General features: G+C 42.0%; 16 protein-coding genes and 1 riboswitch. Of the genes, 5 read left to right on the top strand and 11 right to left on the bottom strand.

Annotated features, from left to right (window positions below; all coding sequences use genetic code 11):
• Position 1 precedes the first annotated feature (1 nt).
• On the top strand, positions 2-667 hold the full coding sequence (locus ACKLNH_RS12535; protein WP_413112601.1) for a hypothetical protein: 666 nt from the start codon (positions 2-4) through the stop codon (positions 665-667).
• A gap of 5 nt (positions 668-672) precedes the next feature.
• A complete protein-coding gene (locus ACKLNH_RS12530; protein WP_413112600.1) occupies positions 673-1,143 on the top strand; it encodes a hypothetical protein in 471 nt (156 codons plus the stop codon).
• Between the two features lie 121 nt (positions 1,144-1,264).
• Here the strand turns inward: ACKLNH_RS12530 and ACKLNH_RS12525 are convergent, their stop codons facing one another.
• The 10 genes from ACKLNH_RS12525 to ACKLNH_RS12480 form a co-directional block, all read right to left on the bottom strand.
• A complete protein-coding gene (locus tag ACKLNH_RS12525; RefSeq protein WP_148636178.1) occupies positions 1,265-1,492 on the bottom strand; it encodes a DUF2188 domain-containing protein in 228 nt (75 codons plus the stop codon).
• 213 nt (positions 1,493-1,705) lie between these two features.
• Positions 1,706-2,053, bottom strand: coding sequence for an SH3 domain-containing protein (locus ACKLNH_RS12520; protein ID WP_413112599.1), 348 nt, complete (start codon positions 2,051-2,053; stop codon positions 1,706-1,708).
• Positions 2,054-2,076: 23 nt separating this feature from the next.
• Entirely contained in the window at positions 2,077-3,009 is a 933-nt protein-coding gene (locus ACKLNH_RS12515) for an IS1595 family transposase (protein ID WP_413112598.1), read from the bottom strand.
• Positions 3,010-3,086: 77 nt separating this feature from the next.
• Positions 3,087-5,393 carry an AAA family ATPase gene (locus ACKLNH_RS12510; RefSeq protein ID WP_413112597.1) on the bottom strand — a complete coding sequence of 769 codons (2,307 nt, stop codon included), beginning with the start codon at positions 5,391-5,393 and terminating at the stop codon, positions 3,087-3,089.
• Complete coding sequence (locus tag ACKLNH_RS12505) at positions 5,390-5,824, bottom strand: hypothetical protein (protein ID WP_413112596.1); 435 nt, start codon at positions 5,822-5,824, stop codon at positions 5,390-5,392. Before ACKLNH_RS12505 ends, ACKLNH_RS12510 begins: the two co-directional genes overlap by 4 nt.
• 15 nt (positions 5,825-5,839) lie before the next feature.
• Positions 5,840-6,247 (bottom strand): hypothetical protein, encoded by a 408-nt coding sequence (locus ACKLNH_RS12500; protein ID WP_413112595.1) that lies wholly within the window; start codon positions 6,245-6,247, stop codon positions 5,840-5,842.
• Positions 6,240-8,303, bottom strand: coding sequence for a hypothetical protein (locus tag ACKLNH_RS12495; RefSeq protein ID WP_413112594.1), 2,064 nt, complete (start codon positions 8,301-8,303; stop codon positions 6,240-6,242). Before ACKLNH_RS12495 ends, ACKLNH_RS12500 begins: the two co-directional genes overlap by 8 nt.
• Positions 8,296-9,762 carry a tyrosine-type recombinase/integrase gene (locus ACKLNH_RS12490; RefSeq protein WP_413112593.1) on the bottom strand — a complete coding sequence of 489 codons (1,467 nt, stop codon included), beginning with the start codon at positions 9,760-9,762 and terminating at the stop codon, positions 8,296-8,298. Before ACKLNH_RS12490 ends, ACKLNH_RS12495 begins: the two co-directional genes overlap by 8 nt.
• Before the next feature lie 18 nt (positions 9,763-9,780).
• Positions 9,781-10,986: a tyrosine-type recombinase/integrase gene (locus ACKLNH_RS12485; RefSeq protein WP_413112592.1), complete on the bottom strand. Its 1,206-nt coding sequence runs from the start codon at positions 10,984-10,986 to the stop codon at positions 9,781-9,783.
• A 161-nt stretch (positions 10,987-11,147) separates the two neighbouring features.
• On the bottom strand, positions 11,148-11,720 hold the full coding sequence (locus ACKLNH_RS12480) for a single-stranded DNA-binding protein (protein WP_413112591.1): 573 nt from the start codon (positions 11,718-11,720) through the stop codon (positions 11,148-11,150).
• A gap of 238 nt (positions 11,721-11,958) precedes the next feature.
• Here ACKLNH_RS12480 and uvrA point away from each other — a divergent pair, with 238 nt between their 5' ends.
• A complete protein-coding gene (gene uvrA, locus ACKLNH_RS12475; protein ID WP_413112590.1) occupies positions 11,959-14,787 on the top strand; it encodes an excinuclease ABC subunit UvrA in 2,829 nt (942 codons plus the stop codon).
• Between the two features lie 40 nt (positions 14,788-14,827).
• Positions 14,828-16,597, top strand: coding sequence for a PglL family O-oligosaccharyltransferase (locus tag ACKLNH_RS12470; RefSeq protein ID WP_413112589.1), 1,770 nt, complete (start codon positions 14,828-14,830; stop codon positions 16,595-16,597).
• A gap of 59 nt (positions 16,598-16,656) precedes the next feature.
• Here ACKLNH_RS12470 and ACKLNH_RS12465 read toward each other — a convergent pair whose 3' ends face one another.
• Entirely contained in the window at positions 16,657-17,775 is a 1,119-nt protein-coding gene (locus ACKLNH_RS12465) for a pyridoxal-phosphate-dependent aminotransferase family protein (RefSeq protein ID WP_413112588.1), read from the bottom strand.
• A 202-nt stretch (positions 17,776-17,977) separates the two neighbouring features.
• Positions 17,978-18,151: riboswitch (Lysine riboswitch) on the top strand.
• 68 nt (positions 18,152-18,219) lie between these two features.
• Between ACKLNH_RS12465 and lysC the strand changes: the two genes are divergently transcribed.
• Entirely contained in the window at positions 18,220-19,584 is a 1,365-nt protein-coding gene (gene lysC, locus ACKLNH_RS12460; protein WP_413112587.1) for a lysine-sensitive aspartokinase 3, read from the top strand.
• Positions 19,585-19,635: the final 51 nt, after the last annotated feature.

Here is a 19,635-nt window from a genome sequence, read left to right as displayed (position 1 = left end):
CATGGCCAGTCGTATCTCATTATTTAAATTTCAAGTTGACATGAGCACAAAAGAAATTGCTAACTCTTTGATTAAAATGAGATATAGCCTTGAAAAAAGCTCAGGATTTATTATAAAAAAAGTCCAAAATGACCGTATTTTTGCTAAACACGTAACAGAAGTCATGACTGAACGCTCGGTTACAAGTCCATATGGTGAGGTAGAGGTTTCGTTTATCAAAGATTACTTGGTAAACGAGTTTGAACTGAGCAAAGGTGTATTGAAAATCAACGATGCGACAAAAAGCCTATCAAAATTGCGTAGTGACTTGTCATCGAGCTTGCAGTATCGATGCTCTATCTCAAGTTTAAACTTAGATCTTAAACGTATCGCTGAAGAGGCAATGAATGAGCCTAGTACTATTAACATTACCTCTGTAGACATTGTGACTTATGATTTGCTCCCACAAAGCACATCTAAAATGTCTATAGCTAGCAATCAATGTATCATGCAAAAGATTGCAGAGCACTTCTCCGAAAAATCATTTGAAATCAATAGACTGTGCATTGAAACTGACTTTGGAAAAGCAGAAATCTCCAAAAAAGGAAATATTAAGCTCTACCAAACAGATTTAGCTCCGAAGCTATTTGATATAATTCAAGCAAAATTCCTCGACTCATACAGCTAAGGTTAATGAAAGAATTATCGTTTAGTGAGATTGACTTAAAGTTTCAGACCTATCCTTTGGGGTTAGAAAGAAATATTCGCGGGGCATGGGAGCTTGGAATGAAACGATTTCATTGCTTAAACAGTGACTTATCACTCTCAGCCACAGAGAGCATTGATGAAATCAATGCTCATATCGGTGTGGATGTGTTCAGTATTAACCTCGCTGAGTTCAAAGCAAGCTATCGTACTTCTGCTCAACTTTCTCTTGTGCTTCGAGAAGATAATGCCGCAAGGTGGGTTTGGTTTACTGATGCCGAAGCGCTCAAAGACTCTGATTATGCAGGTTGGTTACGCTCTTTGCTAACTACGCGAGATATCAAGAATCTCCGTGTCGTATTTATTCTCAAAACTAGATCAGATTACTTGGAGATTTTTCAAAACAGCCAAGCCCCTCTTTATAAGTCAACCTTACCGCTAGATTCTTTAATAAAGTGATTGAGGTAATTTATTCAATCACTTTTTGGAGCGGCTTAGTTACTACACTTATCAACAGAACAATCAAGTGAAGCTCCACAGACTTGAGTAACCTACATAGATCGCTGTTAGTAGCCTTTTGCTAGCCTTTGGTGCTACTTGGATCGTTACCATAGCTATGCTTAGCGCGTATCTTCCCATTATCACCGCGATGGATAGAAACTTCTGATTGCGCCTTTTTAGCTAAATCTCTTGTTTTTTCAAACGCTTCTTGTTGAGTTTTTGCAGTCACGCTAGCGCGGCTAGCATCTTGTTTTTTTCCTCTCCAAACACCGTCTGAACCTTGATATACATTATAATCATCAGCCATATAAATCACCTTATGTAACAATTGAGTTGGATCACCGTTGTGTGTGCAACCACACAATTTATACATGGGTATTTATGGCTCTGTTGTATTTCTGTGTTGTTAATGTGATTACGCATCTACGATAGTCGAAGATGCGCAGCTTGAGTGAATAGCATTATCGAGCTGTTCTTTAGTGAATATTATATTGACCACACTTTAAACGATTTTTTATTACTACAGCTTGGATAGATGATTTAATGGAGCCCATGCCGAATCACCAGACGCACCTGTTTTTGTACTCCAAATCCAACCATTGAGCTCATATTCTGCAATCAAAGTTTCACCAAGCGTCAATGTATGCTCATTAGCAAAATAATCTTGAAGTACAAACACTTGGTTATCTTCAATTGTTAGTATTTGTTTGGGAATCCAGCCTTCTTTAGATGCTCCTTTACAGAAAACCCAATTAGCCCAATCTCCATTAGGGTTAGACTCTTCAACAAATTGAAGCTGTTCACCTTTTACCACTTGTATTGGTGACTCTGGCGCATCGTTATACTCTTTCACTACGGTATATTTCATAGTGCTTTATTACTCCATTCAAATTATGTCTGTAAAGCTTCCCTAAGCCAATAATCTTCCTCTCCGTAGCTTTTATCCTGCATCCATATATACCATGCAAGATATCGGCTAACGTAGGCAGTACCAACTCCACGAAAACGATCTAGCCACTCTTTCCAAAGGCTTATAAATCCATTTACATGCTGGATGTGATACACACCATCTATAACTCGACCATCACTAGCAATTATTCGCTTATGATCGAGATTGATATCTAGGTTCTTAACGATACTCTTATATGAAACATTGCCATCAGTACAGAGACAACAACCATCGGATAGCAATGGTGTTATTGCATTCGATAGATTCTCCTTGGTGTTTCTATCCATAACTTCGTAGGTAAATCTATCACCACGCTGATATGATATGAGGATAGGAACTAAAGGCACTTTACCACCTCCCCGCTTACGGGACTCACGAGGCATTTTGCGTTTTCCTTTGAAACTTTCGGGTAAGAAAGCTTCGTCTGCTTCGATGATCCCAGTGAAGCTTATCGGTTTGTTTTTATCTGGCATCTGTAGAAAACGATGTCGCCAGAAGAATGCGGTTCTTAAGTTTATGTTGAGAGACTTTGCGATCTTACGAAGCGCTACTCCCTCCCACATCATAGAAACGTACTCTAACCACTTTCCTTCCATACGCATCCTGCAAAGTGGCGTTTTAGTCAAAGAACAGAATGTTTTTTTGCACCCTTTACAGCGATAACGCTGAATACCTTTGGCTGTTACACCATGCTTGCAAAACTCCAAGCTATTGCAGTGAGGACACTCAGAAACACACTCTTCACGATCAGCAATTACTTTGCCTACAACATCAGAATCGAGCTTCTTCTTAACTGTGTTGTTAAGACGTTTGGTATCGGTGTAGCTAAGAGAGGGTATAGCCTGTAGAATCGCATCTAACGCTATGTTTTTCATTAAAAATGCCCCCTGCATAACTTTTAACCATATTAGCTAGTATAGCTTAACAACACAGAAGTACAACAGAGCCGTATTTATCCAGTAAAACTCAAGCCTTGGTTGGTGCTTTTTTGTACATTGCTTTTTGATAGATCATGCTGTTGTCTTAGCTTATCAGCCAAACCCACCTGCCGACGCTCAACCGATACTTGTGATATCGATACTTTAAGCTGCTCCTCATCACCAATTATTGTTACTCTTTCTTCCGCGCGAGTTACTGCCGTATAGAGCATGCTTCTGTCCAAGTTCGGGGACATAAAAATAGGCATCACCACATTTTTAAATTGAGAGCCTTGTGATTTGTGTATCGTGATTGCGTATGCGTGTGCTAAATGCTCTAAAATCTCATCCGTAATCTCTGATAACTGACCATCTTGCCACTCAATCTTTCCGTGGCTAGTCTCACCGAACACATCTAAGGATGACTTTGCATAGCACTCAATAATCCACCCTATGGAGCCATTCATAACATCATATTTATACAGGTTTTTGCTACAAATCACTCTATCGCCCAACCTAAAATTAGTATCTGAAAATACTTCAAAGTCATGATTAAAAACAGACAGTTTACGAGCTGTATTCAACTGAGCGCATTTTTGATTAAAGATGCTAACTAATCGGTTTGTAGGGCAGATAATCTGTGTAAATTTGGGGTCGTTTTGGTACGCCTCAAGTACCAGTTTCTCTGCTTTTTTCTTAAACTTTTGATGAATAAATTGCACGTCATTTGAATTGAACTCAGGGTAAAGACCCTGCCGAATAAAATTCGCCACGAATGGGATAGTAGACGTTCCAGACTGTCGTTTAACTTCTGTAAGATCAATGCGTGGAATTGATGCGCCTAGTTTGTCTAACTCGTGTAAGACAAGACCAAAACCAATAGGAGGTAACTGGGCAACATCACCAACTAATATAATTTTTACCGTTGATGGCAGTATAGTAAGAAGGCGATACATGCTAGCAAGATCAAGCATTGAGCTTTCATCAATTACCACAGCCAAATTCCTCTGCTGCTTTAGTTCGGAACTGAATTGATGGATGAAACGGGCAATGGTATAAGCTTCCACCCCCGTTGCTTCTTTCATTCTCTGCGCTGCCTTCCCAGCAACCGCCATTTGTAGGGGCTTAATGCCTAATAGAGCCAACCCTTGGTATATAACATCCAAAGCGGTTGTTTTACCGACTCCTGCTCCACCGTTTATCAGAAAAAAGTCATACGTTAACGCACCAAACAACGCCTTCTGCTGTGCATCTGTCAGTGTGATTTCATTCTTAGTTTCATATTGTGTAACAAGCTGCTGTACTTCAATTTTTTGTTTATGACGCAACGGATGATAACGACCTGCTAACTCAGTAATAGACTTCGCTACAAATGACTCCATAGCGAAAGCCCCTAGTGACTGAAACCGCTCATCAGTCAATTGAACATAGTTTTTCCCTATGCCTTCTTTGATCGCTCGTAAGCGCTTTCTCCGAAAGCAACTACAATCCTTCGCGCTACCATCTTCCTTACTACAATCACAATCACAATCAACGCCAAGGATACTTTTAAGCGCTTCATATAAGTCATTTTGTATAACTATCGTATCGCCCTGATCCAATGCTTGATACAAAATAGTTTCAACAGCAGCAGAGAGGCGACGGGGATCATCAGTCTGTATATGGTACTTGCTAGCAATCTTGTCACAATCTTCAAAGTTCACACTGAAAGCCAATAATCGATATGGATCGCTTTGTATTTTAGCTTGAGTTTCATGCTGATAGTATCGAGATACGTTAAATGCGGTTGAGCTTTTTAACTTCAGCTCCTTACAACAATAAGCTAACGCATCTGAATAGGTGTAGCACTTCCAACTATCAATCAAGCTTCTCGCAGTGTTTGGAGTCAATACCAACTCCAATAAGCCCTGATCTTTGTGTTCAAGAGCATCATAGAGCGATTCACCTAAAGCTGCCCATAAAGCTTGGGCTTTTGACTTCCCAACGCCTTTAAACAAGCGACCTTTGCTTAGTAAATCGATGATTAAATCCCCTGAAGGGCGAACCAACATAAAGTTATCAGTAGTGACAAAACGTTTGGATACGGTCACTCCCTCATACTTGATCTTCTTTTCAAGCATTGTGTTAGGGACTAACTGACAAATAACACCTGGTACGAGTGTTGATAAGTAATAACTTGAATCATTATCTTCTACTTCAATAACATAGAAGACATTAGGATCTGTGATCTGATATAAGTAACTATCCACTTCAACAGCAAGAAAAGAAACATGCCCTTTCTTATTGTAAGCAGAGCGAGTTACTCTAAAGCACATAGGAGCTACCTGATCAGTCAAAATCACCTAGGAAGCCTCCCGTTTGTGTACAATAACTCGTGGTTGATATCCAGTTTATCTAAAAGTTTTTGCTGATGTTCAACTTTAGCTTTTAACTCTGCAACTCTAGTATTAAGTGACTGATTTTCTTTTCTTAACTCATCTATTTCTTTGTTGTTCACCGAGTTCGCTTGCTCTTTATGTTTCTTCTTTTCCTTTGGCGATGAATAGGGTAAGCGCTCAATAACTGCACTCTCCAAGAGAACATTGGCAACCTTGCAAACTTCGGCCATGACATGAACATTTTGATATATGACACTTCGACTAATCCCACAACTGGATGCAATCAGCGTTAAGTTCAAACTTCCCTGTTCAATATAGTCTTCCCATCCTTGGTCATTCGCTATTGCGATAAAAGCCTTCAATTTATCTAAGCTTTCTTTTGCCTTGGGACTCATCCTATTCGCCATTTATCAATTCATCCCTTTTTTTCGCTTAGTTATTTTCATCGTATCAGGCAAGGGGCGATTTAAAATCTCTTCTGAAACGCCTGAATTAGATGCATTATAAAGCCATCTTATATACTTATTTTCATAGTTCTTTTTAAGTAAATTAAGCTTCTTAACTTTATCTTCAAGTTTAGACACTTCATTCGTCAAATCAGCTATCTTCTGAGCATCTGTTCTTAAGATTCGGGAGCCTTTCTTGGCTTTTTGATACGCCTCTTTGATTTCTTCATCTCTAGATAGAGCAGCACGAGTATAGCCTGCGGCTTGAGCTATTTTGTCCCAAGTAACTTTTTCGTTTCTCGCTACCATGAGATCAATTATCTTGATAATCTTATTCTTCACATGTTCAGTTATGTATCGTTCATTACTCATATGCTTCACATCCATCAGTACCATCAGGGAAAACTTGCACCAAAGAGCCAACAGGAATCGACTCGTCAGATTCTATGGCAAGAGCTGCAATACACCCATCTAACAGCGTACTCTGCGATATCAGCCAATTATTTGCACCCCAGAACTCTTTCTCGACGACCAATTTTGCGTCCTGAACTCGTTCGAAGGTTTCATTGTGAATACCTGTAATGAACTCAACTTCCGAAGCATTTCCTTTTTCTCTTTGATAGTTTATGCACCCTCTTAAACAAGCGTAATGTTTACCACATGGTGAATCAGAATAGTTATGCTTGCACAATCCAATTGAGGTTTTTAAAGAACTCGCCAAGTCCTCAATTGTTTCAAGGGCTTCATCTCGATCTACTATAACAAATTGGTTCATGACATCTTTAAGCCCTTCTCTGCTTAATCCTGTAGAGTCAATAATCGATTGTGCATTTTTCATTGCGTGCGCGGCTTTGTTAGTGTGATCGTAAGCACTATTGTCACCAATGTATTTACGCCCAAAATACCTTGCTATTTCTAACTCTGAAATGCTGTCTGACAGTTGGCAAACTGTATTTAAGAAATGCCTAAATTGATGTGAGGTAATATGAAAATCATCTTCATCAGTCATTAGAGACTCGCGAATGAAAATTGAAGTCATGCTGCCATCTTCTCTTCCAATCATAAAGTCTTCATACTGAGTCAATGTAATAGGTGAAAACTCCCACAAAGTTGTAGATTTAACATCGTGATTCCCTTGATAGCACTGTATAAAGAGCAATTCAGAGCATTTATTTGCAGTGGTTTGATCCTTGACTGCATTCCATATACTTTCAATTGACTCTATAGCCCTAACTTGAGCTGTTTCTTTTAACTGCTTTGCATCAAAGGCATTAAGCTTTCTGCCTTGAACTTTTTTGTCTGACTTGAAGATATCAACGTCTAACTTCTTCAAAAGTCCCTGAGCATTTGAGTTGCTTGAAGAAAAAAGTGGCCATGAATCCTTAACAATATGCTTTTCATTAGATAACTTAGGGAAAAAGTCATACTCTTCACCCTTCTCTATCAATTCAATAGACTCTCTCACTAACATAAAGTAATAACTTGCTTGTGATACACCTCTCTGCATAATTGGAACGAGTGAATCTGCGATCGCTTTCGTTCGAAAGCCACCACCTTTCCTACCATGATACTTTAACTCCCAATACGTTATTTTTTCTGTAACGCCAAGAATTTGATTATATTCTTCTGTTTCTACTTCATAAAAACAATCTGTAGATAAAGACGCAACCTCATCGAATCGTAGTCCAGAGGCAAACATGATGTCAGTAATCGCTTGATGTATTCCATCGCTACCATCTAAATTCCTAGAGGACAATTCACCAATAGCAAATAACAAATTATCTTTCGGTAGTTTACTTTCTCTGTTTGTAATTGATTTTGTATCAATCTTTGTATCAGATGATGTTTGAGTACCACTTCTTTTCAAAGGAGATTTAAAATTGAGCTTTCTTTGTGACAACTTAAATTTATTAAAGAACTTGGAAACTTTATTAAGTTGAACACCGACTCGATATGCTGTTGACGGTTGCAATTTAGAAAGTGCAATATTTAATGCTTGCTCAAAATTACGGTCTGAAATCAGTCTTAATGGTAATGAGTTAGATGATAGTTCTATATCTAAGTATCTATATGCATTAATTAAAATCTGAACAGCCCCTGCTGACAGTTGATTATTAGATGGTGAATTATTTACCAAGGAACAGACGTGACACTTAACCACATCACTTAACTCTTTAGAGTTAAATGGTTTCATATCAGATACAGCAGTTTTAACTTTATTATCTAGACCATTATCTTTAGTAAAGTGCAAACATACTTTTTTATTTGCTTGTCTTGCTGCAACCTTGAGATTTCCAGTTACATTCCAACTCATATCATCCCAGTCCGCACCTTCAAACGGAAAGTTTGACTTGGTTAATGATACCATCTCCCTCAAGTTAGCCTCTGGGTCAAATCCTATTTTAGGAAGAGCTACAACATCACTCATAATCTCCCTCCTTGATTTTATTTATAACGGAGCTTATAGCCAGAAAGCTATCATTTTCCAGAAGTTTAGACATATGTTGATCCCCAAAAATATGCCTAGCTTCTTCTGTTAAGCTTTCTAGTACCTCACCGTGCTCAGCATCTTCAAACAGCTCGACGGAAGGACATCCATAACAACTCAGAGGAGGACTCAATGTACAAAGTTTGTTACTACCACAAGAACCTATTTTATATAGTGAGCGAGACTTAGTTTGAACAAATATATCTTGCCCATTTTGTGTTTCCTCACCCTCCTTTATGATTCGACCATGAAAAACATCTAATACATAACCAAATTCACGAATTAGAATTTCATCTATTTTTTGTGATACTCTGTATGTTTGCCTATAGTATATTTCAAGCTGCTGAAGATCACTATGATCCATTAATTCTGCAATAACTTTTAATGATGTACCTTGTGAAACTAGTGTTGAACAGAATGTTTTCCTTAGGCGACGATTATTAACCGTAAAACCTAAATTCAACTTACTTTGAATATCTGATAATCTTGAATGAAACACACTTGTTGATAGCTTTTTCTTTGTAATAGATAAGACTTTTCTTCTTGATAATGTGCAAAGTAATGGATAGTCTGAAATATCACCCAAACCATAGCTATTCATTCTTTCAATTAAATGTTCAATCTGTCTACCTAATCGTGTAGTAATCATTCTACGCTTAAATGACTTTCTACTATTTCTTCCTCTTTGTTTAGCTCTGGGTATATCCAATAAGTATTGTTTATCCTTAATATGAAAGTGCTTCACTTTCATATTTCTCACTTGAACATCTCTCGCCCCCAACAACTGAGCAATTCTTAAGCTAATAAAACCATGGAGTTCTGTGAGAGATAGTTGAGTGTAATCTATATTGTTTATCGCTTTAATAAACACAGGGTTCTCTTTTGCGGTTAAACACCCCCTATTTTTCATGGGAATTAAAACATCTCGCCCTTTCCCCTTGTTAGTTCCAAAAGAAGCTTCATCCAAAAAAAAGTCATAAAAAACATCATCAAAGTACGGATGACCTTCAGTCACACAAAATTCATAAAATGTACGAAGAACTGATTTATCTTCAGGTGTTATTACCTTTGAAAACACTATCCCCTTATATAAACTCTTTATTTCACCTTCAATATCATCAGTAAATTTAACATCCAAGTGTTTTCTTATTATATTAGCTCGATTATATACAGTAACATCAGAACAACGAGGCAAACTATATGCAATAAATGAAATTATATGATGATAAATTGCTTCAGGGAAAAGTCTAAAATTGATACTACCTCTGTGATCACCTAAGTATATGCGTTCGTTTGACAGATCGTGTAACTCTTCATGTTTTGATGTTACAAACCTTGGGTAAGCAACGTCATTATCTGCTTCCCCATCAAATGTAACCGTGATTACTCTATCTTCCATTGATATCAACCTTAATAATTAGAACGGTAACAAATCTTGTTCATTTCCATATGATTCATCTTGATCTTTTTGTAACTTACTCAAAACCTCTACGCACTGCTCACGAGTAGATAATATTTCATATGTTTCACTCGTATTTGATCTTATAGACCAACCGCCTATATTATTTTTAATCCTCTTCTTCTCTTCATCCGTATAGCTATTATTAGCAAGGTGACGGTCAAGATTCTCAAAAAATGTATGTCTAATCTTATGCGCACCTAACCTATCAATATCGGGGATCGCCTTAACAATGGAACTAAAAATCTTCCCGATACTCGACATAGACATAGGTGGATGAGGTGTGTGTGTTGATAATAAAAGAAATGGAGGTTGTTTTTTTGCTTCGTCGCTTTTGCTCCTTTCTGCTTTATAGTCTTCAATCATTTGAGCAAGTTGGGTAGAGATAGGAATGATCCTTTCACGAGTTTTTTCATGTGGGACATCCATTCGAGGATCAATGTGTTTGACATTTTCAGTTGTAAATATGTAAGGAGCAGGGACGTTTGTATGACAGTTAGGAATAGTTAAGCTTGCTAGTTCTCCTTTTCGAATCCCTGTTGCGTAGAATAGGTACACAATTAACTTATTTCGCTTCAGGGTTAACTCATTCCAATCACAGAACTCCCGATGTTCCAAAGCCTTAAATAACGATGCTTGCTGAAATATAGACAAGCCTTCTGTACTTGGTTTGGAGCTATCTTTGAGCTTTCTAGATTCCAACTTTGCCATTAAACGGTTGAAGCTATCGTTTAGACTTACTCTTAGTGGGTCATCCATCCGCCTCTTCGATATCCCGTATTCAAAAAGGTAACTAAGATACTTTTTTGCCGCATCAATTCGGGAGTCGAAATGATCAGGTTGTACTAATTCAGGTTTTATGTCGGTAACAACATCATCGCTTTTCGGCGACTTTTGCTGTAAGTGATTAATGAAAGAAGTGAAAAGTGTCGAGCTTTCAAAACACTTTGTGCTCATTTCATCCAATAGTGAAATGTCTTTTTTTAGAGCAAAACGATGAATGTGAAGCAGTGCATACACTGCATTTCTAAGTGTATTATCAGCCTTCCCTCTTAATTCAGTGATAATGTAATAATTCAAATCATCAATCGGACAATCATCGTCATCAACTATGATTGATACGCGTTCATTAGAGTTATCTAATGCGACTCTTACTACTCTCATACACCCAACCTGTCTATACAGTTTTAAAAGTACAAGTTATATACAAACACAGATCTTACCCAATGACAAGTTTACACGCCACAAAAAACAAAAAGCCCCTAAAAATAGGGGCTTAGATACAATCCAATATTAAGTGACTATACACTTAAATTTTTGGCGGACTAAAACGGAATGTCATCATCAAAATCAACAGGTGGCTCATTAAACTGAGGCTGCTGTTGAGGTTGTTGAGGAGCCGCTTGCTGTGGCGCCTGTTGTTGAGGAGCAAACCCTTGGTTTTGTGGTTGCTGTCCCATCTGTTGTTGCGGTTGCTGAGGTTGTCCCCAACCACCTTGCTGTTGCTGCTGTTGGCCACCCATTGGTGCGCCTTGACCGCCACCTTGACGTCCACCCAGCATCTGCATTACACCGTTAAAGCCCTGCACGACAACTTCTGTTGTATAGCGATCTTGACCGCTTTGATCTTGCCACTTACGGGTCTGAAGCTGGCCTTCGATGTAAACCTGAGAGCCTTTACGCAAGTACTCACCAGCAACTTCAGCTAGCTTTCCGAACAGTGCAACACGGTGCCATTCCGTTTTTTCACGTTGCTCGCCGGTGTTTTTATCGCGCCATGACTCAGAAGTTGCAATCGTAATGTTTGCAACAGCACCGCCACTTGGCATATAGCGAATTTCAGGGTCGTTACCTAGGTTCCCGACCAGGATAACTTTATTAATACCACGACTGGCCATAGTAAGCTCCGGTTGTTGTGTCAGTCCAAAAGACTGCCATACTCAAATCAATAATCCGCCAGTGTAACACGCCACAGTTTGAGCGCCTACTGTTCAAACTGTGTTGTCGACTGGAATTTACTCACATTAATACGCTTTCACGTTGCTGAGTAACTGTGTTTATATACAGCGTAACCTTTCCGGATCGGATTGGCTATGCAATAATGCTAATTCATACAAAAATTATAGAATGCTCAACATGGATAACATCGATATACGTGGGGCGCGCACCCATAATTTAAAAAATATTAGTCTCTCTATCCCTCGTGACAAGCTCACTGTCATTACCGGGTTATCCGGCTCGGGCAAGTCATCGCTCGCCTTCGATACCCTTTACGCTGAAGGGCAGCGCCGTTACGTTGAATCGTTATCCGCCTACGCACGTCAATTTCTCTCATTAATGGAGAAACCGGATGTAGACCATATTGAAGGGCTTTCACCCGCCATCTCTATTGAGCAAAAATCAACCTCACATAATCCACGCTCAACTGTCGGCACCATTACTGAAGTGTATGACTATTTGCGTCTGCTCTATGCACGCGTGGGTGAGCCTCGCTGTCCTACCCACGATGTGCCACTGGCAGCACAAACCATCAGTCAAATGGTCGATAAGGTGCTTGAACTGGAAGTAGGCACCAAGTTAATGCTACTGGCACCGGTGATAAAAGCACGAAAGGGCGAGCACGTTAAAACCTTTGAAAACCTTGCAGCACAAGGTTTTATTCGCGCCAGAGTAAATGGTGAAGTCTGTGATCTGTCAGATCCACCAACATTGGAACTACATAAAAAGCATACTATTGAGGTGGTTATAGATCGCTTTAAAGTACGTGATGATCTCCAGTTACGCCTGGCTGAGTCGTTTGAGACGGCGCTCGAAATGACCGGTGGCACTGCTGTAATTAGCGGCATGGATGACAGCTTTACTGAGGAGCTGATCTTTTCGGCCAACTTTGCTTGCCCTTATTGCGGCTATAGCATGCAAGAGCTTGAGCCGCGTCTATTCTCATTCAACAATCCTGCTGGTGCCTGTCCAACCTGTGATGGATTAGGCGTGCAACAGTATTTTGATGCTGATCGTATTGTTCAAAATGACGAACTCAGTTTGGCTGGTGGTGCGATTCGTGGCTGGGATCAGCGCAACTTTTACTATTTTCAAATGTTAAAGTCACTGGCGGAATTTTATGAATTTGATGTTGATGCCCCTTTCAATACCTTAAGTAACAAGGTTAAGAAAGTCGTGCTAACCGGCTCTGGGCGTACGGAAATTGACTTTAAATACATTAACGACCGCGGTGATATCACACTGCGCCGCCACCCTTTTGAAGGGATCCTTAACAATATGGAGCGCCGTTACCGCGATACAGAATCGAATGCGGTACGCGAAGAGCTTGCCAAATTTATTGCGACAAAATCTTGCAGTAGCTGCCAAGGTAGCCGCCTGCGTGAAGAGGCACGTCATGTTTTCGTCGCTAACACACGCCTGCCTGACATCTGTGAAATGAGCATTAAAGAGACGCTTGATTTCTTCTCTTCCTTGCAACTCGAAGGACAACGGGCACAAATCGCCGACAAGATCTTAAAAGAGATCCACGATCGCTTACAGTTTTTGGTCAATGTGGGCCTCAATTATCTTAATTTATCACGCAGTGCTGAAACCCTTTCAGGTGGCGAAGCACAGCGAATTCGCCTTGCCAGCCAGATTGGCGCTGGCCTAGTCGGGGTCATGTATGTGCTCGATGAGCCGTCGATTGGTTTACACCAACGCGACAATGAACGTCTCTTAAAGACCCTTGAGCATTTGCGCGACTTAGGCAATACCGTACTGGTTGTTGAGCACGATGAAGACGCAATACGTGCCGCTGATCATATTATTGATATTGGCCCTGGAGCTGGCGTGCATGGCGGCGAAGTGGTCGCTGAGGGCGATTATCAAACCATCCTCAATGCCAAGCACTCTGTCACTGCTGATTATCTCAGTGGTCGGAAACAGATCTCAGTGCCAGAGCAACGTATCGCTTTCGATCCTGACAATGTTATTTCATTGCAAGGAGCGAGTGGCAATAACCTCAACAATGTCGATGTCGACATTCCAGTCGGTTTATTTACGTGTATCACCGGCGTATCCGGCTCCGGGAAATCAACCCTGATCAACGATACCTTTTACAAAATTGCCCATCAACAACTGAACGGGGCAACCACCGGAGAACCCGCCCCTTATACCAAGATCGATAATCTGCAGCACTGCGATAAAGTGATCGATATTGATCAAAGCCCAATCGGGCGCACGCCCCGTTCAAATCCCGCCACATATACCGGTATTTTCACCCCGATCCGGGAGTTATTCGCTGGCACACAAGAAGCCCGCTCTCGCGGTTATAAACCGGGGCGTTTTAGCTTCAATGTTCGAGGCGGACGTTGTGAAGCCTGCCAGGGCGATGGTGTGATAAAAGTTGAGATGCATTTCTTGCCTGATGTCTATGTACCGTGTGACACCTGCAAAGGTAAACGCTACAACCGCGAAACATTAGAGGTGAAGTATAAAGGCAAATCTGTTCATGAAGTGCTTGAAATGACAGTAGAGGATGCACGAAAGTTTTTTGAACCCGTTCCGGCAATTGCCAGAAAACTACAAACCTTAATGGATGTTGGGTTATCCTACGTACGTCTCGGGCAAGCTGCCACGACGTTGTCAGGCGGAGAAGCACAGCGCGTTAAGCTGGCAAAAGAGCTCTCTAAACGCGATACAGGAAAAACCTTGTATATTCTGGATGAGCCGACAACTGGGCTGCATTTTCACGATATTCAACAACTCTTAAATGTTCTGCATCGCTTGCGGGATCACGGCAATACCATTGTAGTGATTGAGCATAATCTCGACGTGATCAAAACTGCTGATTGGATTATCGATCTAGGGCCTGAAGGTGGCAGTGGTGGTGGTAACATTATTGCCTATGGCACACCAGAACAAGTCGCCATGGTCAGTGGCTCGCATACGGCACGCTTTCTCGCGCCGATGCTAAAACGCTAGGAAGCGAATGTGCTAAGACGAATAACGATAAGGACATAGTGTGCTACAAACAAAAGGAACACGTTTAAGCCTTCAGCCCATCAAAAGAAAACCCCTAACCCAATGGTTCTTAGGGGCGATGGGGGGCTTGTTTCTTGTTACCATGCATACGTTTATGCATAACCCTGGTGGCTCAGGTTTGGCGTTACCTTTCAATCAGGCAACTTGGATCCCGTTAAGCTTCGCTATTGGCGTCGGGTTATTAGAAATCTGCCGCCAGCAGCACTGCCGCTATACGCACCTCACGCTATTACTGTTTGTTTGTGCCGTGCTGCTGACTCTGCCCCTCTTTTATCCTCACTCAACACCTGAGCACGCATTGCCGCGTTTGTTAACAGTATGGGCTGGATGGCTGCTGTTTGTGGCTACTCAACAGTTTGTTTTTTCCCATCGTCAACGACAACGCTTGCTGTGGTTTATTCTTCTGGCCGTGCTAATTGAAGCCGCATTGGGCTGGGTACAATTTCTACTCTTAACCACTGATAACCCCATCGGCTACAATACCGCGGCAAATCGCCCCTACGGGATATTTCAGCAACCCAATGTTATGGCTAGCTTTATGGCAACAGGCTTGGTTTTATCTGCCTATTTAATGGCGCGTGAGCCTCTATATCGTGGTCGATGGCACTATCGCCACCTTCCGTTACTTCTCACCCCGGTCATGACGATTCCGTTATTACTGGTGTTAGGCTCTAGAACTGGCTTGTGGGGTGGGCTGATCGGCGGCCTGATGATCCTGCCATTTTTGATTCGCTTTGCTGCCAAAACTCAGTACCGTCTATGGCTACTGATGTGTTTACTGGGCGGCGCGATGGCCTTTAATTGGCTATCTTCGCCCGACACGGCCTTTCGCGAGATGGCGCTAACCTTTGATGGTGGGCGAACCGTTCATATACCGCAAAATCTGAAAATGCTACAAACAAAACCGCTAATGGGTTATGGCTATGGCAACTTTGAGTCCAGCTACATAATGGAAACAGCGCATTGGTATCAACAGGGAGTAATTAATACGCCCTCCTTGCCGGGGTTGGAGCATGCGCACAATGAATTGCTTTTTTGGGCCGTAGAGGGAGGTATCCTTCCCCTTTTAGGCCTTCTCCTTGCAGCACTCGCGGTCTATCTTCGTGTCAAACGCGCTAAAGCGGGGACGCATCTGGCACTGGTGGCAATTTGCTGGCCGATCATCTTACACACACAGCTCGAGTATCCGTTCTATCACTCCATCGCTCACTTCGTTGTCTTTATCGTGCTCATCTACTGGATCGATAACCTGACGGCAAAATATTATAAGAAAACAGTAAACCATACGCTGAATATTCGACTCGCAGCCTGCTCACTACCACTCTCTGTTACTCTTGTTATGTTATCTGGTTTACAGTCTGGCTATTGGTTAACCCAATTTGAGCGTCAACGTCCCGTCAACCCAGTGTACTTGACCAACGTCTCTAATCCCTATCTGTGGCAACAACGTTTTGACTGGAACTTACACACCACCGAATTGCAAGTCGGCGCCGCTACGGCAGAGTTTAAACTCATCGAAAGCTATATCGACTGGGCAACCCAACAAGCCAAGCAATGGCCACGACCGTCGTTATATCAAAACTTAATCCTTGCGTATGCATTAACTGAGGAAAATGATAAACGCCTGCAGCTCTACGAAGAAGCGACCTTTCTCTTTCCTAATCATTCGTTTTCCCTATTGACCGATATTGAAAGTGAAGACGATGTCGCATATCAACATAAATCATTGCCACCACTGGCACGGGAATAAAGGGCATAGCAAAAAGCCGCGATGTCAGTCACGGCTCTCTTTTATTTAGAAGGATTAAATTAAGCCAATACACGCTGCAGGGCTTGCAAGCAGAGCGCCACGTTCTCTTGACGCGCCCCATAGCCCATCAAGCCAATGCGCCATGCTTTACCAGCCAATGCGCCTAACCCAGCGCCAATTTCAAGGTTATACTCATTCAGAAGTGTTTGACGCACTGCTGCGTCATCAACGCCTTCTGGGATATACACCGCATTTAACTGCGGCAAACGGTAAGCTTCTTCCACCACAAATGTGATCTCCATTGCCTCCAAGCCATGTTTTAGCGCTTCATGCATTTGTTGGTGACGCTGCCAAGCATTTTCTAGGCCCTCTTGTTTAAGCAACAATAATGCTTCATGCAGAGCATATAAGCTGTTTACTGGCGCGGTATGGTGATAACTCCGTTTACCTTCACCACTCCAATAACCTAATACTAGGCTTTGATCTAAAAACCAGCTTTGTACCGGCGTTTTACGTTGCTGAATCTTTTCTATCGCTTTGGCTGAAAACGTAAGAGGCGACAAGCCAGGTGGGCAAGAGAGGCACTTTTGACTACCAGAATAAACCGCGTCCAACCCCCAATCATCAACTCGAAGTTCAACACCACCGAGCGAGGTCACAGCATCAACTATCGTTAAACAACCGCGACTTTGTGCCAATTGTGCAATCGCTTGTGCATCACTTAATGCCCCTGTTGATGTTTCTGCATGCACAAAAGCCACCGCGATTGCATCTGGGTGTGCTTCTAGTGCCGCTGCTACTTTGTCGATATCAACAGGCTTGCCCCATTCATCATCAACTAAAATGGCTTCACCGCCACAACGAATAACGTTTTCACGCATGCGCTCACCAAACACGCCATTACGACAAACAATCACCTTATCGCCGGCTTCAACCAAATTGACAAAACACGCTTCCATGCCTGCACTACCCGGCGCAGAAAGTGCGATTGTAAAATCATTGCTAGTTTGGAAGGCATACTGTAACAGCGCTTTAAGCTCGTCCATCATTTGAATAAACAACGGATCGAGATGCCCTACCGTCGGACGGCTCATTGCTTGTAACACTTGCGGATAAATATCTGACGGTCCTGGCCCCATCAATGTACGGCGAGGTGGATTAAAACTAGTAATGGCCATTGAGATCTCCAATGATAATATTGCCGGTAAGGTATTTAGGTTATCAACGTTATAAGTACGCAGATTTCAGTCATCTCATTTTAGTCGACATTAGCACTGCAATGACTGTCTAAACTACACAAATTTAAATAAAAAGAGATAATCATTGACAAGAAGTGGTTAAAACTTTATCAATAAGAAAACTTTTGTGATCCATCCAGCAAAAGTCAGAAGAGGTGCATTGTTCAGGTAGTATGGTTGAGGGGCCCCAGCTCCAATTCAACCTTATGAGGGGGCGCAATGCCGAGGTAGTCCTGAGCTGGGAATCAGGCTATCGGCCTGAAAGGGTTGAATCCCACAGGCTGTCACTATTTCATAGTGGAGAGCTTCTGGTCGTCGTTTGTCGCGCCCTTCCAGCTCTCCCTCACTGATTTTGAATTTATTCTGCAATAGGGAGATGCAGTTGTGAGTGTTTCATCTTTCACTGTCGCCAAATTTGGCGGAACCAGCGTCGCTAATTATGACGCAATGTCGAACAGTGCCAAAATTGTGGTTAACAACCCCAATACCAAACTCGTTGTGATCAGCGCCTGTTCGGGGGTCACTAACTTATTGGTTGAACTCGCCAATGGTGTTGCTGAGCCTTCACGTAAAAGCGAAATTCTGACTGCGTTGCGTGAAATTCATTACGGCATTATTAAGCATGTCAGTAATCAGCAAGTACTAACTAAGCAGATTAATCAATTGCTTGATAGCGTGGCCACACTGGCAGAGCAGGCTATCATCTCTCCTTCTGCTAAAGTGACTGATCAACTCGTCTCTTGTGGTGAATTGATGTCAACCCACCTTTTTGCCCAAGTAATTGATGATATGGGCTACCCTTGCCGTCGCTTTGACATTCGCCCCATCATGAAAACCGACGATCAATATGGCAAAGCCATTCCTGATGTTGATGCCCTGTATGCTCAAGCACAGCAACATCTACTAAAAGAGTGCCAAGCAAGCATTATCGTTACACAAGGTTTTATTGGCAGTGACAACGCAGGAAATACCACCACGCTGGGTCGCGGTGGTAGCGATTATAGTGCCGCGCTGATCGCGGAAGCGGTACATGCGCATAGTTTAGAGATATGGACCGATGTACCGGGCATTTACACGACCGATCCTCGCATTGCTACCCGCGCTCAACCAATTCCAGAAATTAGCTTTAGTGAAGCTTCAGAAATGGCAAATTTTGGCGCGAAAATTTTACATCCAGATACGCTGATCCCAGCGATACGCCGACAGATTCCAGTTTTTGTCGGTTCATCTAAAGATCCGCAAGCCGGTGGAACTTGGGTAAAAGAGAAGGTAGAGAGTACACCGCTATTCCGTGCATTAACCCTGCGCAACAATCAAACCATGATCACCCTGCAAAGCCTTAATATGTATCATGCCTATGGCTTCCTCGCTGAGGTGTTCGCTATTCTTGCTAAGCACAAAGTCTCTGTTGATTTGATTACAACATCAGAAGTGAGTGTGTCATTAACACTGGATAGCACCAATACCAGTGGTGGCGCGCCTTGTCTTCCAGAACTTGCCCATCAAGAGTTAAGCCAGCTGTGCCGTGTTACGGTAGAAAAAGGCTTATCTTTGGTTGCGGTTATCGGCAACAAGATGGGATACACCAAAGGCGCGAGCAGACATATCTTTAATACTTTAGAAGATTATAACTTACGCATGATCTGTTACGGCGCTAGTCAACACAATCTCTGCTTCCTCATCCGGCAAGAGGATGCGCAGCAGGTAATCAAAGATCTGCATCGAGACCTGCTTGAACCGGATTACTGATCAACAACGAAAGAACACGGATACCGTGTTCTTTTGCTACTTTCGGCTTAG

Source organism: Thaumasiovibrio clandestinus (genome assembly GCF_047250365.1).
Classification (GTDB): Bacteria; Pseudomonadota; Gammaproteobacteria; order Enterobacterales; family Vibrionaceae; genus Thaumasiovibrio.
The sequence above is the reverse complement of the archived record's forward strand: the minus strand, read 5'-3'. Positions and strand labels throughout refer to the sequence as shown.